Source organism: Variovorax sp. 54 (assembly GCF_002754375.1).
Lineage (GTDB): Bacteria > Pseudomonadota > Gammaproteobacteria > Burkholderiales > Burkholderiaceae_C > Variovorax.
The window spans coordinates 2904468-2920084 of sequence record NZ_PEFF01000001.1; the positions used below are offsets into that span (position 1 = coordinate 2904468).

The 15617-nt window shown below is 62.8% G+C and carries 11 protein-coding genes; all 11 read right to left on the bottom strand.

What is annotated here, in order from left to right; all coding sequences use genetic code 11:
- Positions 1–84: 84 nt before the first annotated feature.
- Entirely contained in the window at positions 85–669 is a 585-nt protein-coding gene (locus tag CLU95_RS13480; RefSeq protein WP_099797278.1) for a Dps family protein, read from the bottom strand.
- 136 nt (positions 670–805) lie between these two features.
- Complete coding sequence (locus CLU95_RS13485; protein WP_062474802.1) at positions 806–1771, bottom strand: LysR substrate-binding domain-containing protein; 966 nt, start codon at positions 1769–1771, stop codon at positions 806–808.
- Positions 1772–1844: 73 nt separating this feature from the next.
- Entirely contained in the window at positions 1845–2588 is a 744-nt protein-coding gene (locus CLU95_RS13490; RefSeq protein ID WP_099793820.1) for a hypothetical protein, read from the bottom strand.
- 4 nt (positions 2589–2592) lie between these two features.
- Positions 2593–3729 carry a hypothetical protein gene (locus CLU95_RS13495; protein ID WP_099793822.1) on the bottom strand — a complete coding sequence of 379 codons (1137 nt, stop codon included), beginning with the start codon at positions 3727–3729 and terminating at the stop codon, positions 2593–2595.
- Positions 3726–6599 (bottom strand): type VI secretion system Vgr family protein, encoded by a 2874-nt coding sequence (locus CLU95_RS13500; protein ID WP_180288596.1) that lies wholly within the window; start codon positions 6597–6599, stop codon positions 3726–3728. The genes CLU95_RS13495 and CLU95_RS13500 overlap by 4 nt, the downstream gene beginning before the upstream one ends.
- A gap of 153 nt (positions 6600–6752) precedes the next feature.
- Positions 6753–7271: a hypothetical protein gene (locus tag CLU95_RS13505; RefSeq protein ID WP_099793826.1), complete on the bottom strand. Its 519-nt coding sequence runs from the start codon at positions 7269–7271 to the stop codon at positions 6753–6755.
- Positions 7268–7627 carry a hypothetical protein gene (locus CLU95_RS30630; protein ID WP_143605993.1) on the bottom strand — a complete coding sequence of 120 codons (360 nt, stop codon included), beginning with the start codon at positions 7625–7627 and terminating at the stop codon, positions 7268–7270. The genes CLU95_RS13505 and CLU95_RS30630 overlap by 4 nt, the downstream gene beginning before the upstream one ends.
- 201 nt (positions 7628–7828) lie before the next feature.
- Complete coding sequence (locus CLU95_RS13510; protein ID WP_099793828.1) at positions 7829–8971, bottom strand: DUF6708 domain-containing protein; 1143 nt, start codon at positions 8969–8971, stop codon at positions 7829–7831.
- A gap of 9 nt (positions 8972–8980) precedes the next feature.
- The gene (locus CLU95_RS13515; protein ID WP_099793830.1) at positions 8981–11647 is read right to left on the bottom strand and encodes a T6SS effector BTH_I2691 family protein; all 2667 of its coding nucleotides are present in this window, start codon (positions 11645–11647) and stop codon (positions 8981–8983) included.
- Positions 11644–12768: a DUF4123 domain-containing protein gene (locus CLU95_RS13520; protein WP_099793832.1), complete on the bottom strand. Its 1125-nt coding sequence runs from the start codon at positions 12766–12768 to the stop codon at positions 11644–11646. Before CLU95_RS13520 ends, CLU95_RS13515 begins: the two co-directional genes overlap by 4 nt.
- On the bottom strand, positions 12765–15611 hold the full coding sequence (locus tag CLU95_RS13525) for a type VI secretion system Vgr family protein (RefSeq protein ID WP_099793834.1): 2847 nt from the start codon (positions 15609–15611) through the stop codon (positions 12765–12767). The genes CLU95_RS13520 and CLU95_RS13525 overlap by 4 nt, the downstream gene beginning before the upstream one ends.
- Between the last annotated feature and the right edge of the window lie 6 nt (positions 15612–15617).

Sequence of the window (15617 nt, forward strand, 5' to 3'; positions counted from 1 at the left end):
AAAGCGGCGAGGCAGACGTCAAAAGAGCGGCCATTGTGCCGCTCTCTGAGGGGGCTCCCGGCGTACCAGAAGATCAGGACGTCATCAGTCCTCGAGCAGCGAGCGCAGCATCCAGGCCGTCTGGTCGTGCACCGTGCAGCGCGCGGTCAGCATGTCGGCGGTCGGGTCGTCGCCGGCCTCTTCGGCCACCGGGATGAACTCGCGCGCGATGCGCGACACCGTTTCGTGGCCCTTCACGAGGATGCGCACCATCTCCATCGCCTTGGGCGGGGTCTGCGGCACGTCGGGCACGGTGGCGATCTTGCTGAACTCGGCATACGAGCCCGGCGCGTAGTGGCCCAGTGCGCGGATACGCTCGGCGAGCACGTCTGTCGAGCCCCACAGCTCGGTGTACTGTGTCATGAACATCGCATGCAGCGAGTTGAAGTGCGGACCCGTCACGTTCCAGTGGAAGTTGTGGGTCGTGAGGTACAGCGTGTAGGTGTCGGCCAGCACGCGGCTCAGGCCTTCGGCAATGGCCGCGCGGTCCTGGCGCTCGATGCCGATGTTGATCAGCGGCGCATTGCGGCTGCCCGACTCCTGCGCGACGACGGCGCGCCCCTTCTTGGGCACCTTGCCGGCAGAAGAAGCGGGCGACGGGGACTTGGTTTTTTTCGCAGGTTTGGCCATGGCGGAGAGGTCTTTCTTGAAGTTGGGTGACAACACCGAAATTCTGAAAGCCGGCAGGCGGCTTCGCAACAGCTTCACTCTATCCCAGCGATCAGCGATCCCAAACAGCCCGCGCGTAGGCGAAGGCCCCGAATCGCTAGGAGAGTCGTTTGACACCCGGCAGCTCGCACGCGTAGATCGCGTTGCGCAGCGCCGCAATGGCTTCGTAGCGCGTGAAGGTGCGACGCCAGGCCAACACCACGCGGCGCATCGGCGGATCGCGGTCCTGCGCGTCGCGCACGGGCAGGTAGCGCACCATCTGCTCGGGCTCCTTGCGGCCCTTGACCTTCGGCTTGAGCGCCTCGGCCGGCACCGACAGGCGCGGCACCAGCGTCACGCCCATGCCCGAGGCCACCATGTGCTTGATGGTCTCCAGCGACGAGCCCTCGAAGCTCTTGCGGATGCCCTCAGCGTTGCTCGAGAAGCGCGCGAACTCGGGGCACACCTCGAGCACGTGGTCGCGAAAGCAGTGGCCCGTGCCCAGCAGCAGCATCGTCTCGCTCTGCAGCTCTTCCGAGGTGATCGACTCGCGGTCGGCCAGCTTGTGCTTCACGGGCAGCGCCGCCATGAAGGGCTCGTCGTACAGCGGCGCCATCGCCAGGCCCGTGTCGGGAAAGGGCTCGGCCATGATCGCGCAGTCGATCTCGCCGGCGCGCAGCATCTCGAGCAGCTTGACCGTGAAGTTCTCCTGCAGCACCAGCGGCATCTGCGGCGTGCGCGCGATCACCTGGCGCACCAGGTCGGGCAGCAGGTACGGGCCGATCGTGTAGATCACGCCCAGGTTCAGCGGACCGGCCAGCGGGTCCTTGCCGCGCTTGGCGATCTCCTTGATGCTGGCGGCCTGGTCGAGCACGCTCTGCGCCTGCTGGACGATCTGCTCGCCGAGCGGCGTCACGGTCACTTCACCGGCGCTGCGCTCGAAGAGCTTGACCTCGAGTTCGTCCTCGAGTTTCTTGATGGCCACCGAAAGCGTCGGCTGGGACACATAACAGGCCTCGGCCGCCTTGCCGAAGTGCCGCTCGCGGGCGACTGCGACGATGTATTTGAGTTCGGTGAGAGTCATAGCTTGCGTCAATTATGCGCAAGGGTCTGTGACCCGGCTGGGGCGGGGTTAAAAGCCGCGGGCTGCGCTGCGCTCAGTCGGCGCGGCTCCAGACCCATTGCACCGGCTGCCCGCCGTTCGAGGGCATCGGCTCACCCTGCGTGACCGCCGCGCTCACGCGCAGGTCGGTCAGGCAGGCCCAGACGCCCGAGCGGGGGCAGGTCTGGCCCGTGTCCGCAAACAGCAGCTCATCGCGGCGCATGCGGTGCCCCTGGATCTGCGCCGAGCCATCGACCTCCGCGGTGAACGCGACGCGGCCGGACGCGGCACGCTCTTCGAAGATCTCGATGGCGCCTTGCAGGGCGATGAAGAAATCCCAGTCGGACAGATCTTGCTCCGCCGCCGCGGCGGTGAAGTCGGCCTGGTACAGGCGCTGATAGCGCTCGGCGTTGTAGTCCAGCTCGAAGACGACATTGCCTGTCGCAGCGTCCATCAGCCGGAACCGGCTGAAGCCCTGCCGCAAACGCCCATCGCCATAACGCGAAGGCGCGATCTCGCTGCGCAGGACGGGCGAGAGCATCACCACGGAGCCGTCGCCGCGCTTCTGGCAGATCTCGAACACGGCACCGTCGTCGGTGCGAAAGACGAACTTCTCGTCGGACGTCCAGTAGCTGTAGTAGCGCTTGTCGTTCTCGATCGTGTAGCCGCCTTTGACGGGGAGGTCGGCGAGTACCGAGGCGCCTGGCGGTTTTTCGGCGTCGTCGACTGGGCGCCAACGGCCGGTTGTGGGGTCCAGGTCGATGAGGTCGGAGGCGGTGTGATGCAGGTAGAGCCACATGGGACTATTTCTTTGCTCGGTTGACGATCGCGTCGATTTCACGGAGAAGCTTGGCTGCCTTCTCGGGGTCACCGGTTTTCTTCTGGCGATAGAACTCCATGATCAGGTCCCACGGCATGTCGTCGCCCCCTGCATTCTGGGCGCCTTCGATGATCTGGGCATCGGTCTTGGGATTGCCCTTGCCGACATTCACGCGCTCACGTGTCTTGGGGTGAATGACATAGCCCCGCTTCAGGTCTTCGTACTTCGGCCCCAGCGGATCGCCATACAGCGCCTGGTTGCGCTTGTAGATGACCTCCCGGAGCTCGGGGTCGGTCTTGTCCTTGAATTCCTTGCCGAGTGCACGGCGCTCGGCATTCGCGGCCTTTGCGATCTCTTCTTCGCTCTTGCCTGCGGCGCGCATGCTTTGCACCTTGCCACCGACGCGGCGCTTGACCGCCACTTCATAGTCGAGCCGAAGCAGCGGCTTGGCACTGTGCGCCAGAGTGTTGGCCGTGTCGGTTGCTCCGTCCAGCTTCGCGGGCTTGGCCCGCTCCAGCAGCTTGTCGAGCTCGGACTTGAGGAACCGCATGACTTCGGGAATCTTGGCCTGCCCCATGCCCCGCAACTTCGCGATCTGCTGCTCGACCAGTTCCAGCCGCTTGACGTTGTCACCCAGCAACTTCCGGGTCAGCCACCGGTGCCGCACATCGGAGATGCCAAGAATGATCTTCTGCGTGATCTCGTCGAACCGCTTGACGGCATTCTTTGCATACTGATCCATCGGCAGGCTCTTGAGCCACTTGACGGGATCTCCCTTGCCAGCGCCACGGATGATCGCAAGGATCGTTTCAAGCGCCTCATCGGCGTACTTGCCACCCTGCTTGAGAAACTTCACCAGCGACTTGAAAACACCCTTCAGCAGGCTCCCCAGAACCGGAATGAGGCCAATGAGCGTGATGGCGAGCGCGATCCATTTCCACTTGTCGCTCGAGTCCTTCGAGAGCTGGTGCAAATTGGCAATCACGTCGCGAATGTCCGCGAGCTGATCAAGGATGGGAATCGCGGTGATGATGCTGCCGACGACTGTTTGCGACAGGCTGGCATCCTCGTTGAAGTCGCCCTGCAGGACGCCCCAGAACCAATCGAGCGCGTCGTTCATTTGTCCTCCGAACCGAAAACCAGCGCGTAGAGCGCCATGGCCTGCTCAGGCGTCACGTCCTTCCCGTAGGCGGGGTTGGCCGGAGACTCCTCGACGGGGTCGATTTGCCATTCCCTGGCGTCTTCGCCGATCTCGATGTCTGCAGCACCGGCCGGCACGCCGTCGAAGCGCAGCTGCCCGTTCGATCCCAACTTGCCCCTGCGTACGCTCTTGTCCGAGAACGTCACCTTGACGTCCGCGCCCTGCACCGCATCCGTGTCGTAGTAACGGCGTTCCACTTCAATGAAATGCTTGGGTTCGCTGGTCAACCCCATCGGCAGCCCCATCAGCTCTGCCGGATTCCCCTTCGGCCCCACGAAGCTCTTGCTCGTCCCCTTGATGTCCAGCAGCGCCGGCATCTTCAGCGTGATGTTCATCCCATCCAGCTCGATGCTCGTCTGCCCACCCTTGAGCGTGATCTTCTGCTGCGCCAGCACGTGGATCTCGTCATTGCTGCTGGTGACCGTGAAGCCTTCCTTGGCCAGCCATTCGAGTTCGTCGGTGTGCGCCTGCACAGTCACCGGCCCGTCCTGCGCGATGACCTGGATGCCACCTTCGTGGCTGTACAGGCCCACGGATTTGCCAGCAGCGAAGCCCACGGTCTTGCCTGCGGCCAGATGGGCCTGCGCCTGCGCGGTCCAGTGGATCGCTTCGCCCGCGAACACCGTGGCGCTGGCGGGCGTGGCCATGTTCAAGCTCATGGCGGCATCGAGCACCATGAGCGGTCGTGCGAAGGCGGGCACGGGGTCTTGCCCTTCACGCGAACCTGCGCCTTCTCCCCCCTTCGGCTCGCGGGCGTCCTGCCCGTTGACGCTGCCCGGGTAGTGCCCGTTCTTCTGCGGATCGATGTCGTCGATGAGCGGCTGCAGCAGTGCCGTGGCATTCAACGCCAACGCCTTCGCACCGCCGGCCGCATCAGACAGCTTCTGCGCCTCGCGCAGCGCGCCCCCGAGTTGGCCGCGCACGCTGGTGGTGTCTTGCACGCTGCCCGCCGCCCGCTCCTGGGCCAATGTAGAGATCAGCAGGCCCTCACCGGCGCGCGTGGCGACCCAGGCGTCGGAGCGCAGCTCTGCGCCGCTGCCGCGCCAGGCGCCGCGGGTGCTCTCGTCGGGTGACTGGGCGTTGAGGTGGCCCAAGTTGAGCTGGCTCGCTGCGTGTGAGCTGGCCAGGCGGGTGCGCACCTGTCCGGGTGCGTCGTCGGCGATCCACTGGTTGTAGCCACTGCCGTCGAGCGCGCGGCTGTGCCAGCCCGAGAGCACGCCTGCGTGGTTGGCCGACGAATCGGTGCCGGCCGACCAGGGCGGCAGGTCTTGGCCGTTGTAGAGCTGCTGGGACACCACCGGTCGGTCGATGTCGCCTTCGATGAAGGACACGAGCACTTCAGAACCGACGCGCGGCAGGTGGTGAGCGCCCCAGTTTGGCCCGGCCACCGGTGCCGCCACACGCAGCCAGACCGACTGGCGGTTGCTCGCATGGCGACCGGCTGCGACCAGGCTGCCTTGTTGTTGCTGCTGGCTCGCCCGCTGAGTCTGCCAATGGAAACGGACTTGCACGCGATGGTCGCGCTGCGTGTGGACTGCAGTCGGTGCCTCGTCGTCATCGGCACCAACCACGAGCGCAACCATCGCTTCAGGGGCCGTGGGCTTGGGCCGCCACAGCGGCACGACCTGCGCTTCGACCGGTTGGGCCTCGAAGCTGTTGCGGTAGCTGCCTTTCTCGAGTTCGCCGGCTTCGAGCACCTGCGCGGCTTGTGCACCGAGGTTATTGGCTGCTTCATGGCGCACGCGCAGCGCGAGGAATTTGCTGCCCTCGTAGCGGTCGTGCTGCGTGAGCGTGAAACGCTCGCCCGCACCGAGCTGCCGCACGCTGCCTGCCGCGCCGTAGCGCTTGATGCGCGACTCGAAGGCCACCAGTTGCTGCTCGGCGCGCCGGGCCGCAGTGGCGCTGTCGGCGTAGCGCTGTGCACCGGTGCCGTCGTAGTGCTCCAGCACGGGCACGTCGCCCATCGACAGCGCGCTCTGCACGGCGCCGGTGGGGGCTTGCAGCACGCTGGCGTCCCAGGCGTTGCGCATGACGGCGTTGGTAGTAACCTGGCGCCGGCTGCTCCAGGCGGTGATGGCGTCGGTCGCTTCGGTGGCATCGACGCGGTGGAAGCGGATCTGCGGCAGGGCGCAGTCGGGCGGGGTGGCCGCGCGGTCGAAGATCACGAGGCGGTGATGCGAGGGCGTGGTGTTGTTCCCCGTGCTGCTGCCATTGGCAGACTGCTGTTCATGCTCGAAGCGAAAGCTCAGGCCTTCTTCCGCCAGCAGGCGCAGCACGAAGGCCAGGTCCGACTCGCGGTACTGCACGCAGGTGGGCCGCACAGGCATCTCCTGCGTGACTTCGAAGCTGAAGCTCGCGGTCGTGTGGTCGGCGAACACTTCGCTGACGATGTCCTGCACGTTCTTGGCGGCGTACACGAAGCTGTCGCGGCGAAGGCCGAGCGCTGTGAGCCAGGGTTGCAGGTGCAACCGGTAGCGCGCGAGGCCGCCGTCACCGCCCAGTGCGTCGACGGCCGTGAGGTAGCCGTGCCAGGTGCGAAAGCTGCCATTGGCCAGCAGCAGGCGCAGGCTCAGCTCTTCACCGATCAACGCGAACGGGTCGAACTCGCTCGAGGTGGCAAGGGTGTCGATGGTGAACTCGAAGAGTTCGTTGAGGCCTTCGCTGCCGGTGAAGCGCTCGACGACGACGGCGTTCTGCGGTGCCGACGCGGGCAGCTGCAGCTTGATGAGCCGCGCCTGCTCCGACAGCCGCGCGACGCTCAGGCCTTCGAGTTTCCATGGCGTCGGCATGAAGCTGCTTGATGTGTCTGATGACATGGATATCCACCTCCCTGGTGTCAGTGCCGGTCGTGCCGGTCTTCGTTCGATGCATGGCCGCGCGCGGTCTTCCCGCCCTGTCGGTTCAGGGGCTGGCCGATCGCCATCGCGTGGACCGGAAAAATCCTAGTTCGCCAACGTTGCATGTGCGTTTGCTGTGCCACAGCTGAATTTCATGACCGCAGGCGGCGGAAACACGGTGTTCGATCCGAACAGCCAGTAGCGCTTCGCGTTGATCGTGACGGTCTGGGTGAACGAGCCCGTCAGCCCCAAGTCGGAGGCGGTCGGATTCGTCTCGTCGAAGCTCAAGCTTTCCGCAGACTGGAATGGGTCCTTGGGAATGTTGAGGACCACATGGATGGCGGCTGTAGGAATGGTTTCATTTCCAAGACGGATGCCGAACCAGTTGCGTGTCACGAACGTGGAGGACTTTTCCAGCCACGCGTCATGGACCGAGCAATCGCCAAAAGACGGTGCATCGAAACGAAGCTTCGCCAACAGCCTTCCCTGGGCCCGGCTCTCATCGCTCGATACCGCGGTGGATGTATCGGAGGTGCTCACGTTCACCCTATAGCCGTAATAGGCCACCGCCGACGCAATGAGGACTGCAACAACCATCGCAACAGGCAGGAGCAATCGCTTCATGAGATGGGGTGTCGTTTTCCACAATGAGGACACGCAGGTGCTTCCATCGGAACTTGTGCGTAGCAAGCGAAGCACAGCTCCATGACGTCAGCTCCTGCTTGCAATTCCCGACCTCTGCCTTCGGCAGCCGAAGCGGCCGTTGCTTTTGCGTAGAAATGCGCAATCGCTTGCAAAACCAACGCAGCAATACCCAAGACCAAAGCCGCCTTGGCGCTCGCCGAAAATGCGAACCAAGCAGCCAACCCAAAAGCGATGAAAGCCAGAAGGTACAGAACCGCCAAGAAAAGATGGCGCGCCGTCATTGGCTGTTCGCTCAAAAATTCGTTGCTATCAGTTTGGTTGGTGTTTGCCTTCAAGTGGGCTCCTGAACTCAGGGTAATTTCTTAACGGGTAAAAGCCTACGATTGCCGATTCGGGATTGGATAGACGCCTTGCAAAAACGCTCCCCTCATGATCAATGCCAATGGACTCACCGAAAGCGTCTGCCATGGACAAGCAAGATGAACTCGGCGACACCATCTGAGATGCACTGGCCCACCTGCAATAAGCACCCTCATTCATAGCTTGGCGGTCGCTTCGGCCAATGCCTCTTCGGTGCCCCAATGCGTCAGCAATTCAAACTCGTCGGCCTTGTTCAACCTACCCCTCGCCCGATAGACCAAAGCCGTCATCACTGCACCTGTTTGCACCGGCCGATCTTCAGGTTCACCCATGCCACTGTCGCTTTGCCATTCCCTTGGAAACGCTGGCCACGAGCACGTGACCTGACTGAGCATGTGATAGGCGGTTTCCATGACGCCCGGGCGCTGCTCAAGCTTGTACTGCCGAACATCGGGCATTCCGCAGAAAGTGCTATGGCCCTGCGAGATGTAGCGCGGAATTTGCTTGGATCGAGCGGATGAACTTTCCGAGATCTGATCGACCGTTGGACCAGTCTCCATATAGCGGCGGATGTATTCCCACAAAGGTGCAGCCTGACTCTGCATGGGCAACGATGGGCCCACGAAGATGGCGTCCTCGCCTTTGGCCTCCGGGTCGGCGGGGTCGAAAGGCGGGGCATAAAGAATGAGGGAATAGTACGCAGCCTTCCCCGGAGCCCCGTTCTTCCGCGCAAGCAGATCGTAGCCATCCATGTCCACGATGGCGCGCAAGCGATCCCAATCGAACACTGCATTTCCGCCGCAACTTTTCGGCCTCAGCAAGTACACCTTGCGGGTAATTCGATTGAAGCGAATGCGACCTCTGGCAAACGTAAAAAAACAGGTGCGTGCGCCCATGATGTCGAACCAAAGCCACAGCAAGACACAGCAGCCGATGGAAAGCGGAAGCATGAGAAGCCAACCGAACCAAACAAAAATCGGCCGAGCCTCAAAGACTCCAAACCACAGGAATATCATTTCCCCTGTGAGGAGAGGATGAAGTGCAAACCCGTAGAACCCCCAGAAGATAAGCAGGCAGGGCAGTAGCACGAAGACAGTTCCGATCCCGGTCTTCCACTGCTGCTCCCATCCCGAATTGCACAACTCCAGATACGAGTCGTTTTGCGCGTAGACGCATCGCCCCGGCAAGGCGACATTGTTAACTTCGCAAGCCTCGTGAGGCTTCCACATCTTTTTTCCGCCATCGGCTTGCACACATCGACGCCCCTCAGCCACGGAGCGGCTGCGCGCGCGTTGATATACGTGTTCGTTAGGAAACATGACGTTTTGCTAGTTCGCTGGTTGCAGTTCGGCCTGAACATTGGCGAACTTCTGCAGTGTCTCCTGCAGATTTTCGTGATTCGGTTTTTTACTCTTGTTCAGTGGGCAGTCGGAGAGCCAGTTGACCCACTCTTCCTCTTTGAACAGTGCGATGGCAATGATCGCTGCGACCACCAAGACAGCACCGATCAAACCAAGCACGGCCCCCAAACTTGCTGCAGCCACCCCCAACACCGAGATATCGAACGCAACAACCGCGGTTGCAGCAATCGTAAATATGGTGCCAAAAACGCTCGTGATCTGTGCGATTGCCAACGCATCTTGATTTCTTCTTATCGACATCGAAGCATCTACACCATCAAACCAGATGGAAATCAACGCAGCCGGAAGCAACCATTTGAACGCCATCTTCTGAAGCGCCCGGAGCTGGGTCAAATTCAACGCGTCCAACCCTGTCTCCAGTGCCTTGTACTTATAGACGTTCGCGCCTTTGATGCCCTTGAAGATCGTCTCTTCATAGGCCTTGGCACGCCAGTCCGCAATCGAGCCGATGCCCTGCAGCACATTGCCCGCCATCTCAGTTGCCGTTCGCCCATTGGGGGACACTGCGAGTTGCCCGCCCTTGAGCAACGCCGCGGCGAAATCGAAGACCCCCGCCAACATTGCCGCACGGGTGCCTGGCGTCGCCTTTCTGACTCGCGCCATCGCTGCCTCACCGGTCTTCCCTTTCTGAGGCGTCGAAAGCTCGGTGAGCTTGGTGGCACGGGCGCGCGCTCGCTTGATATCTTCCGCGTTCAGTTGCAAACGCTCTGCTTCCCTGTCAACCGTACGGCCCAACGTCGTCACGCCAGCCAGAGCCATATAGCGGACCAATTGCGCTTCTCTCCTTGTCACCGGAATCAGGCTCAAACCCGAAGCCATCTTCACGCTCAGCAGAGTCATCACGTGCGCTGGCCAAGCCAGCTTTCGCAGCCGCGCGCTTTCGCTGATGGAGGGAAACTGATCCAAGAAAGCGAGCGCTTTGTCGCCAAGACTCAGGCGCCCTGCAAGGAACTTCAATTTGGTGGCGAGGCCTTCAAGCAGGGATGTGCTTGCCTCGGGCGCAGGAAGATCTGCTGATGGCGCGGTCTGTTGTTCGATCGCCTGCTTTAACGAAGCGAGATACGCCTTGCTGTTAAAGCACAGCATCCGGGAGAGAACGTTTTCGTCCCAAACGCCGACTTTCGACAGCCATGTCCGCCCCCAGGTGTTGGTTTCCAGGCCTGCCATGCACTGCGCCAGCTGAAGGCTCAAATTGACGCCGCCGCCGAGCTTGTCAATCCTTGAGTCCTTGTCGCTGTAGCGGCCCAACTCATTGAGCATGGCCGGGCTTACCAGCCAAGTCCCCTGATCGGTTCCCAATTTGTCACGTAAAGCCGAGAGTGTGTCGTAGGCAGGCTGATGAACGTTGTCCGCAAATTTCTTTGCCGCAGCCCGATCGAACAGCTTCGAAAACTTGCCATCGATCTTCCCAATCGCTTCATCCAATTGCCTCTTCTTGTTGTACTCGCGGTTCGCATTTCGAGTCGCCAGTGCAGCTTCGCGTTCGCGTGGGTCATGCGGCAGCGGCGCATAGAACATCTTGGATTCTTCGTATCCCGCGTTCACAGACTGAATGGCACCTTTCTTGACCAGATCCTGCAGACTTTGCGCGTTCAAAGATGTCTGAAGCACCCATTCGTTGGTCACCCCCTTGGCGAACTCTGGTGCCTGCTGGACCTGCCAGTAGGCATACGTCGTCTGCGCCACTGACTGCAAATGCCCGAGCTCCTGACAAATGCCAATGGCGTCGTTGCACGCAGCCACAGCGCCCTTGTTGGCTTGCAGGAACTCGGCCATCTTTCTAAGTCGTTGACCATGGGCTTGCTCGTAGGTCGGACCGACTCGCTTTCGGGTCTCGACCGATATGTCATCAAATCCGGTGAGGTCGCCCATCGCAGTGACCGCTGGCGTTCGAAACTCCACCTCCTCCTCGTAGTCTCCCCATCCGCGCTCCTGCGCATTGCTGCCCATCAGGCCGAACATGAGCGGTCCGCAAGCGTCGCGAACGGTCTGTGTAGTCAACGCGGAAAACTCGACAACCTGCCCATTGAGCTGTCCGGGCTGACAGGCATCGGCCTGATTCAAATTTCCTTTGGTCCAGCTGGCCACGTCGAAGCTCTGCATGTACTTACCCAGATTCGGCTCGACTTCCTTCTTGAGATGCTCGTAGTCCACGACGTCTGGATGGAACATGTACCAGAGCTTCTTCACGCGCGTGGCATCCCGCACCCACACCATGCTCGCGTTGGCCTGGCGATCGTCCCGCGCACAGGCGACATGCACCTTCGCGGTCTCCGGAGCGCTGACAGGAAACGCGGTCAGATAGCCGTGCGGATGCACTGCGTACCCCTCCCAGCGCTTTTCACCAGCGATTTCGATCAGCAGATACAGATACCCGGCACGCAACATGCGGACGTTGTACAACGCAGTCTTCAAGGCAACGCCACTGGGCTGAGCTTGCAGCTGACCGGTGGGGCGCAGTTGACGTAGTGCCGCCATGCCCTTGTCCTGCGCGCTGTAGGCAACGGCATACCGGGTGAAAAGGATCGGCAGGCCTGCGCGATTGCAGTTGTCGCAAGGAGATTCGCAGGTCATTTGATGACTTTCTCAAAAGGCTGGGCGATTTCGTGAAATACGCCACCAAAGCTGGCGTCAGGCTCGTTCTGCAGCACACTCAACACACGGGCGAGCACTGGCGCCCATCGTGGCGAACACCACGGGATACTTTTTCGATCAAGGTTGAAGTACTTCGACTGCGTGCTGCACCACACAAAATCTTCAAGGTTTTTGCCTTCCAGACCGAGCGCACAGCCTTCGCTCAAAAGGGCACTCACGACACTCCCCTCAGGCTGCGCCGCAATGTCGATGGCGGCATCGGCGTAGCGTCTCCACACGCGATTTCCAACGGGCGCGGTGTGCGCCACAGTCCATTGCGCCTCATCGAACAAGCGGCGCTGGGAACGTTGGGCATCGGGATCCAAGCTGTGCGTCGCAGGGGCAACTGCCTTGAACCATTGAGCTGACTTGATGCAAGGCTGGGCGTCCTGCCCTTCTTCATTTGCCTCCCATGCCTCCCATGGCTGCGCGAGTGACCACCATTGCAGCACCGGCCCCATCCAGAGTTTGCGCTGCCACGGTGTGAGCAAAGGCCATACACGTTGCATGACGCGCGGATCTTGATAACGGAACAGACGTGCGCGCGACGTCTTTGGCGGGGTCTGGAATCCCAGAATGCCCAGATGTCGCGCTACTTCACGCGCCGACTCACAGCTGAAAATGACCGCCCCGAAATGCTGTGCTGCCAAACGCTGTCGAGCCTCACACCATGCCGCCTCGAGCCAGGTTCCCAGCCATTCACGAGCCAGCATTCCCGCTAACGTGTCATCGGATGCCGTGGGCTCAAACACTTCAGGCAGCGGTACGACACAGGGCGCATCGTCCTCGCGCCCCTCGAAGAAATCGTCCGTCACAGAACTACGCGCACCTGCGCACTCCGGGTACTTCGCATCGAAGGCGGCTGCCAGCGGGTTGTCGCGCCAGCGTTCAAGCAGGAGATAGGGCCGTACCGTGCGAATACCTTCATGCGAAAACCCTGCGGTAATTTCGCGGCATAGCGCAACGCAATGCGGGTGAGGCGGCGGCACCGGTACGTCGGCGCCTGCGGCACGGAGCGACGACAGGGCTTGGAACAACATAGGTGAAATCTGCTTGCTCATCGCGAAAGCGAACCATCACCCGCACCGGCAGCATCACTTTCCTGCATGCTGCATCCTCGATATGCATTTCCGGACAACGCATTGCTCGCACTGTCCCCCATCGGCCCCACGAAGTTGTGCATCCCCCTGAACGTCACCTTCCCCGGCGCATGGATCTTGATGCTCGCCCCCTCCAGCTTGATGTACGCCCCCGCGCTCGTCAGCAGCACGTGCTTGGGCGCCTCCACGGCCACGTCCTTCGCCGTGCTGGCAATCGTCACTTTCTTATCGGCGGCGATCTTGGTGGCGCCGGTCTGGCTCTGAAGGCTCACCTTGCCGCTGGCCGCATGCAGCGTGATGCCGCGCTCCTGGTTCGGTTCACTGCCTTCTCCCGCCTTCGTGCCCACCGTGTACAGGCTCACCCCCTTGGCCACGCTCACCGCGATCTGGCCTTGCGCGGGCAGGTCGATGTCCTGGCTCGCGACGATGGCGGTGTGCTGGCCGCTCACGGCGATCACTTCCTTGGGCGTGACGAAGCCGATGCCCATCGGCGCGCTGAACTGCAGGTGCGGTTCGCTGTACGCGGTGACGCTGCCGTGACCGCCCTCGGTGGCCTTGATGTCGCTGCTACTTGATCCACCGTTGTTACCCGATGGTCCGCCGCCTTCCTGCTTGGCCTCCAGCACTTCAGCCACGTGCTTCAACGCCGCGATGGCCGGCAGATCATTCGGAGCACCTTCGCCCTTGATCTGCGCCTTCTGCGTCTGCGCGCTCTGGGCGAGCGACGTGGCGAGTTCTTCGGCCTGCTTGGTCTGCTGCTGCGCTTCGCGGCTCGCCATGAACGCACCCTTGGCGTTCGGCTGCGCGTAGGCGCTCACGAGCAGCCCCGCGCCTGCACGGATGGCGCCTTGCGCGGTGGTGGCCAGCTCGGCGCCGTGGCCGCGGCCCTTGCCGCGCGCGTTGTCGTCCTGCTGTTTGTGGTGGCCCAGGTGCAGGCGGCTGCTGGCCTGTGTGGTGGCCAGGCTGGTGCTGCCCTGGCCCGGGGTGTCGTCGAAGACGAGCTGGTTGTAGCCCCCGTCGCCGCTCTGGCTGGCGCTGAGTTCCTGGGTCTTGATGCCGCTGAAGACGGCGTTGTGCGCATGCTCCTTGGCGCCCTTGCCTTCGCCAGCGAACCATGCGGGCGCGTTGCCGGTGGACTGGGCGGCGCCTGCTGATTTCTGGTTGTGTTGGGCGTCAACCTGGCCGGCGCCGTTGTACAGCGCGGCGACGACGACGGGGCGGTCGATGTCGCCGTGGTGGAATTCCACCAGCACTTCCTGGCCCACGCGCGGCAGGCTCATCTGGCCCCAGTTGTCGCCGGCGGCGCTGGCGGCCACGCGCACCCAGGCGCCCAGGCGGTCGGCGGCGGGGGCGTTGTCCTGGCCGTCGGTGCGCGACTGGCGTGCGCTGGACGCACTGCCGCGCTGCCAGTGGAATTGCACCTTGATGCGGTGGTCGCGGTCGGTGTGGACCGGGGCACCGTCGCTACCGCCACCACCCACGCCGATGACGATGGCGCTCTGGCTGCCGTGCACGCTGGGCTTGGGGTGGATGCGTTGGCCGTGGCCGTCCAGGCTCAGGGGCCGGTAAGGGATGGCCGCGCGCACGGTGGTGAACTCGTTGCGGTAGTGGGTGACGGCGTCTGCTGTCTTGTCGGCATTGCCGCTGTCGAACTCGGTGGCGATGTCGGGCAGGCCCAGTCGCTCGCCGATGCCGGTCTTCAGGTCTTCGTCGAAGTTGTTGCGCGCGATGTGGCGCACGGCGAGCACGGCGAAGCGGCGGTCCTGCTCGCTGTCCTTGTCGTGCTGCTCGTGCCCGCTCAAGGTGAAGGTGGTGGCGGGTGCCAGGGTGCGCACGGCGCTGCGGCCTTCGAAGCGCTTGTTGCGCAGCTCCAGCGCCTGCAGGGCGTTGGCCAGCAGGCGTTCGCCTTGGGCACTGGTTTCCCAGCCGTAGGCGCCGGGGTCATCGCTCCAGCGCAGCGTGCGCTGGCCCGCGGCGCGGCTTTGCTGTTGCACGGGGCGCGCGCTCACGCTCTTGTAGTCCCAGCTTTGCTGCGCGAGGCTGTTGGTCTGCAGCTGGCGGTGGCCGCGCCACTGCTGGATGGTGTCTTCGCGCTCGCTGGCATCGGCGCGGTGAAAACGGATGGTGGCTTGGGTGTTGGCGCGGAAGGCGCCGGCGTGGTCGACGATGACGAGGGTGTGGTTGCCCAGTGCGCCCTCTTTGCCGGTCGCGTGTTCAAACCAGTAGTACAGGCCTTCTTCAGCGAGCAGGCGCGCGACGAAGTCGAAGTCGCTCTCCTGGTACTGGGTGGTGATGCCGCGCACAGGGTAGATGTCGCGCTGGGCAATCTCCCAGCGCCATTGCGGAACCAGCTGGCCCTGGCTCTGGTAGCGCCCGAACACGGCATCGACGATGTCGAACACGTTCTGGTGCTGGAACAGGCAGCTGTCCTGGCGGTAGCGCAGGAAGGCCATCCACGGTTCGATGACGAGCCGGTAGCGCGCCATGCCGCCGTTGCTCGACACGCACTCGGCCTCGCTCACGTGGCCGTGGAAGGGGCGCAGCTCGGTGCGGCTTTGCGCGGTCTGCAGGTCGAGGCGCACGCCCCGGCCGATGAGGGTCTTGAGTTCGATGTGCGCGTCGTCGCTCAACGCGGTGAGTTCGAAGCGAAAGCCGCCGTCATCGATGCTTTCCACGCCGTCCAGGCGCTCGGCCAGCAGCTTGTCGGTACTCAGTGGCGTGTGCAGCACCAGCAGGCGCTCGCGCTGCGTGGTGCCCGCGCGCAGAAGCCCGCCGAGTGAAGCCGATGTGAAGTTCGTCGTCATTGTTAT

Bases quoted from the DNA above. Each gene is read 5' to 3' on its own strand.
- CLU95_RS13510 (WP_099793828.1), bottom strand. From the start codon at position 8,971: ATGTTTCCTAACGAACACGTATATCAACGCGCGCGCAGCCGCTCCGTG.
- CLU95_RS13495 (WP_099793822.1), bottom strand. From the start codon at position 3,729: ATGAACGACGCGCTCGATTGGTTCTGGGGCGTCCTGCAGGGCGACTTC.
- CLU95_RS13485 (WP_062474802.1), bottom strand. From the start codon at position 1,771: ATGACTCTCACCGAACTCAAATACATCGTCGCAGTCGCCCGCGAGCGG.
- CLU95_RS13525 (WP_099793834.1), bottom strand. From the start codon at position 15,611: ATGACGACGAACTTCACATCGGCTTCACTCGGCGGGCTTCTGCGCGCG.
- CLU95_RS13480 (WP_099797278.1), bottom strand. From the start codon at position 669: ATGGCCAAACCTGCGAAAAAAACCAAGTCCCCGTCGCCCGCTTCTTCT.
- CLU95_RS13505 (WP_099793826.1), bottom strand. From the start codon at position 7,271: ATGAAGCGATTGCTCCTGCCTGTTGCGATGGTTGTTGCAGTCCTCATT.
- CLU95_RS13490 (WP_099793820.1), bottom strand. From the start codon at position 2,588: ATGTGGCTCTACCTGCATCACACCGCCTCCGACCTCATCGACCTGGAC.
- CLU95_RS13500 (WP_180288596.1), bottom strand. From the start codon at position 6,599: ATGCCGACGCCATGGAAACTCGAAGGCCTGAGCGTCGCGCGGCTGTCG.
- CLU95_RS13520 (WP_099793832.1), bottom strand. From the start codon at position 12,768: ATGAGCAAGCAGATTTCACCTATGTTGTTCCAAGCCCTGTCGTCGCTC.
- CLU95_RS13515 (WP_099793830.1), bottom strand. From the start codon at position 11,647: ATGACCTGCGAATCTCCTTGCGACAACTGCAATCGCGCAGGCCTGCCG.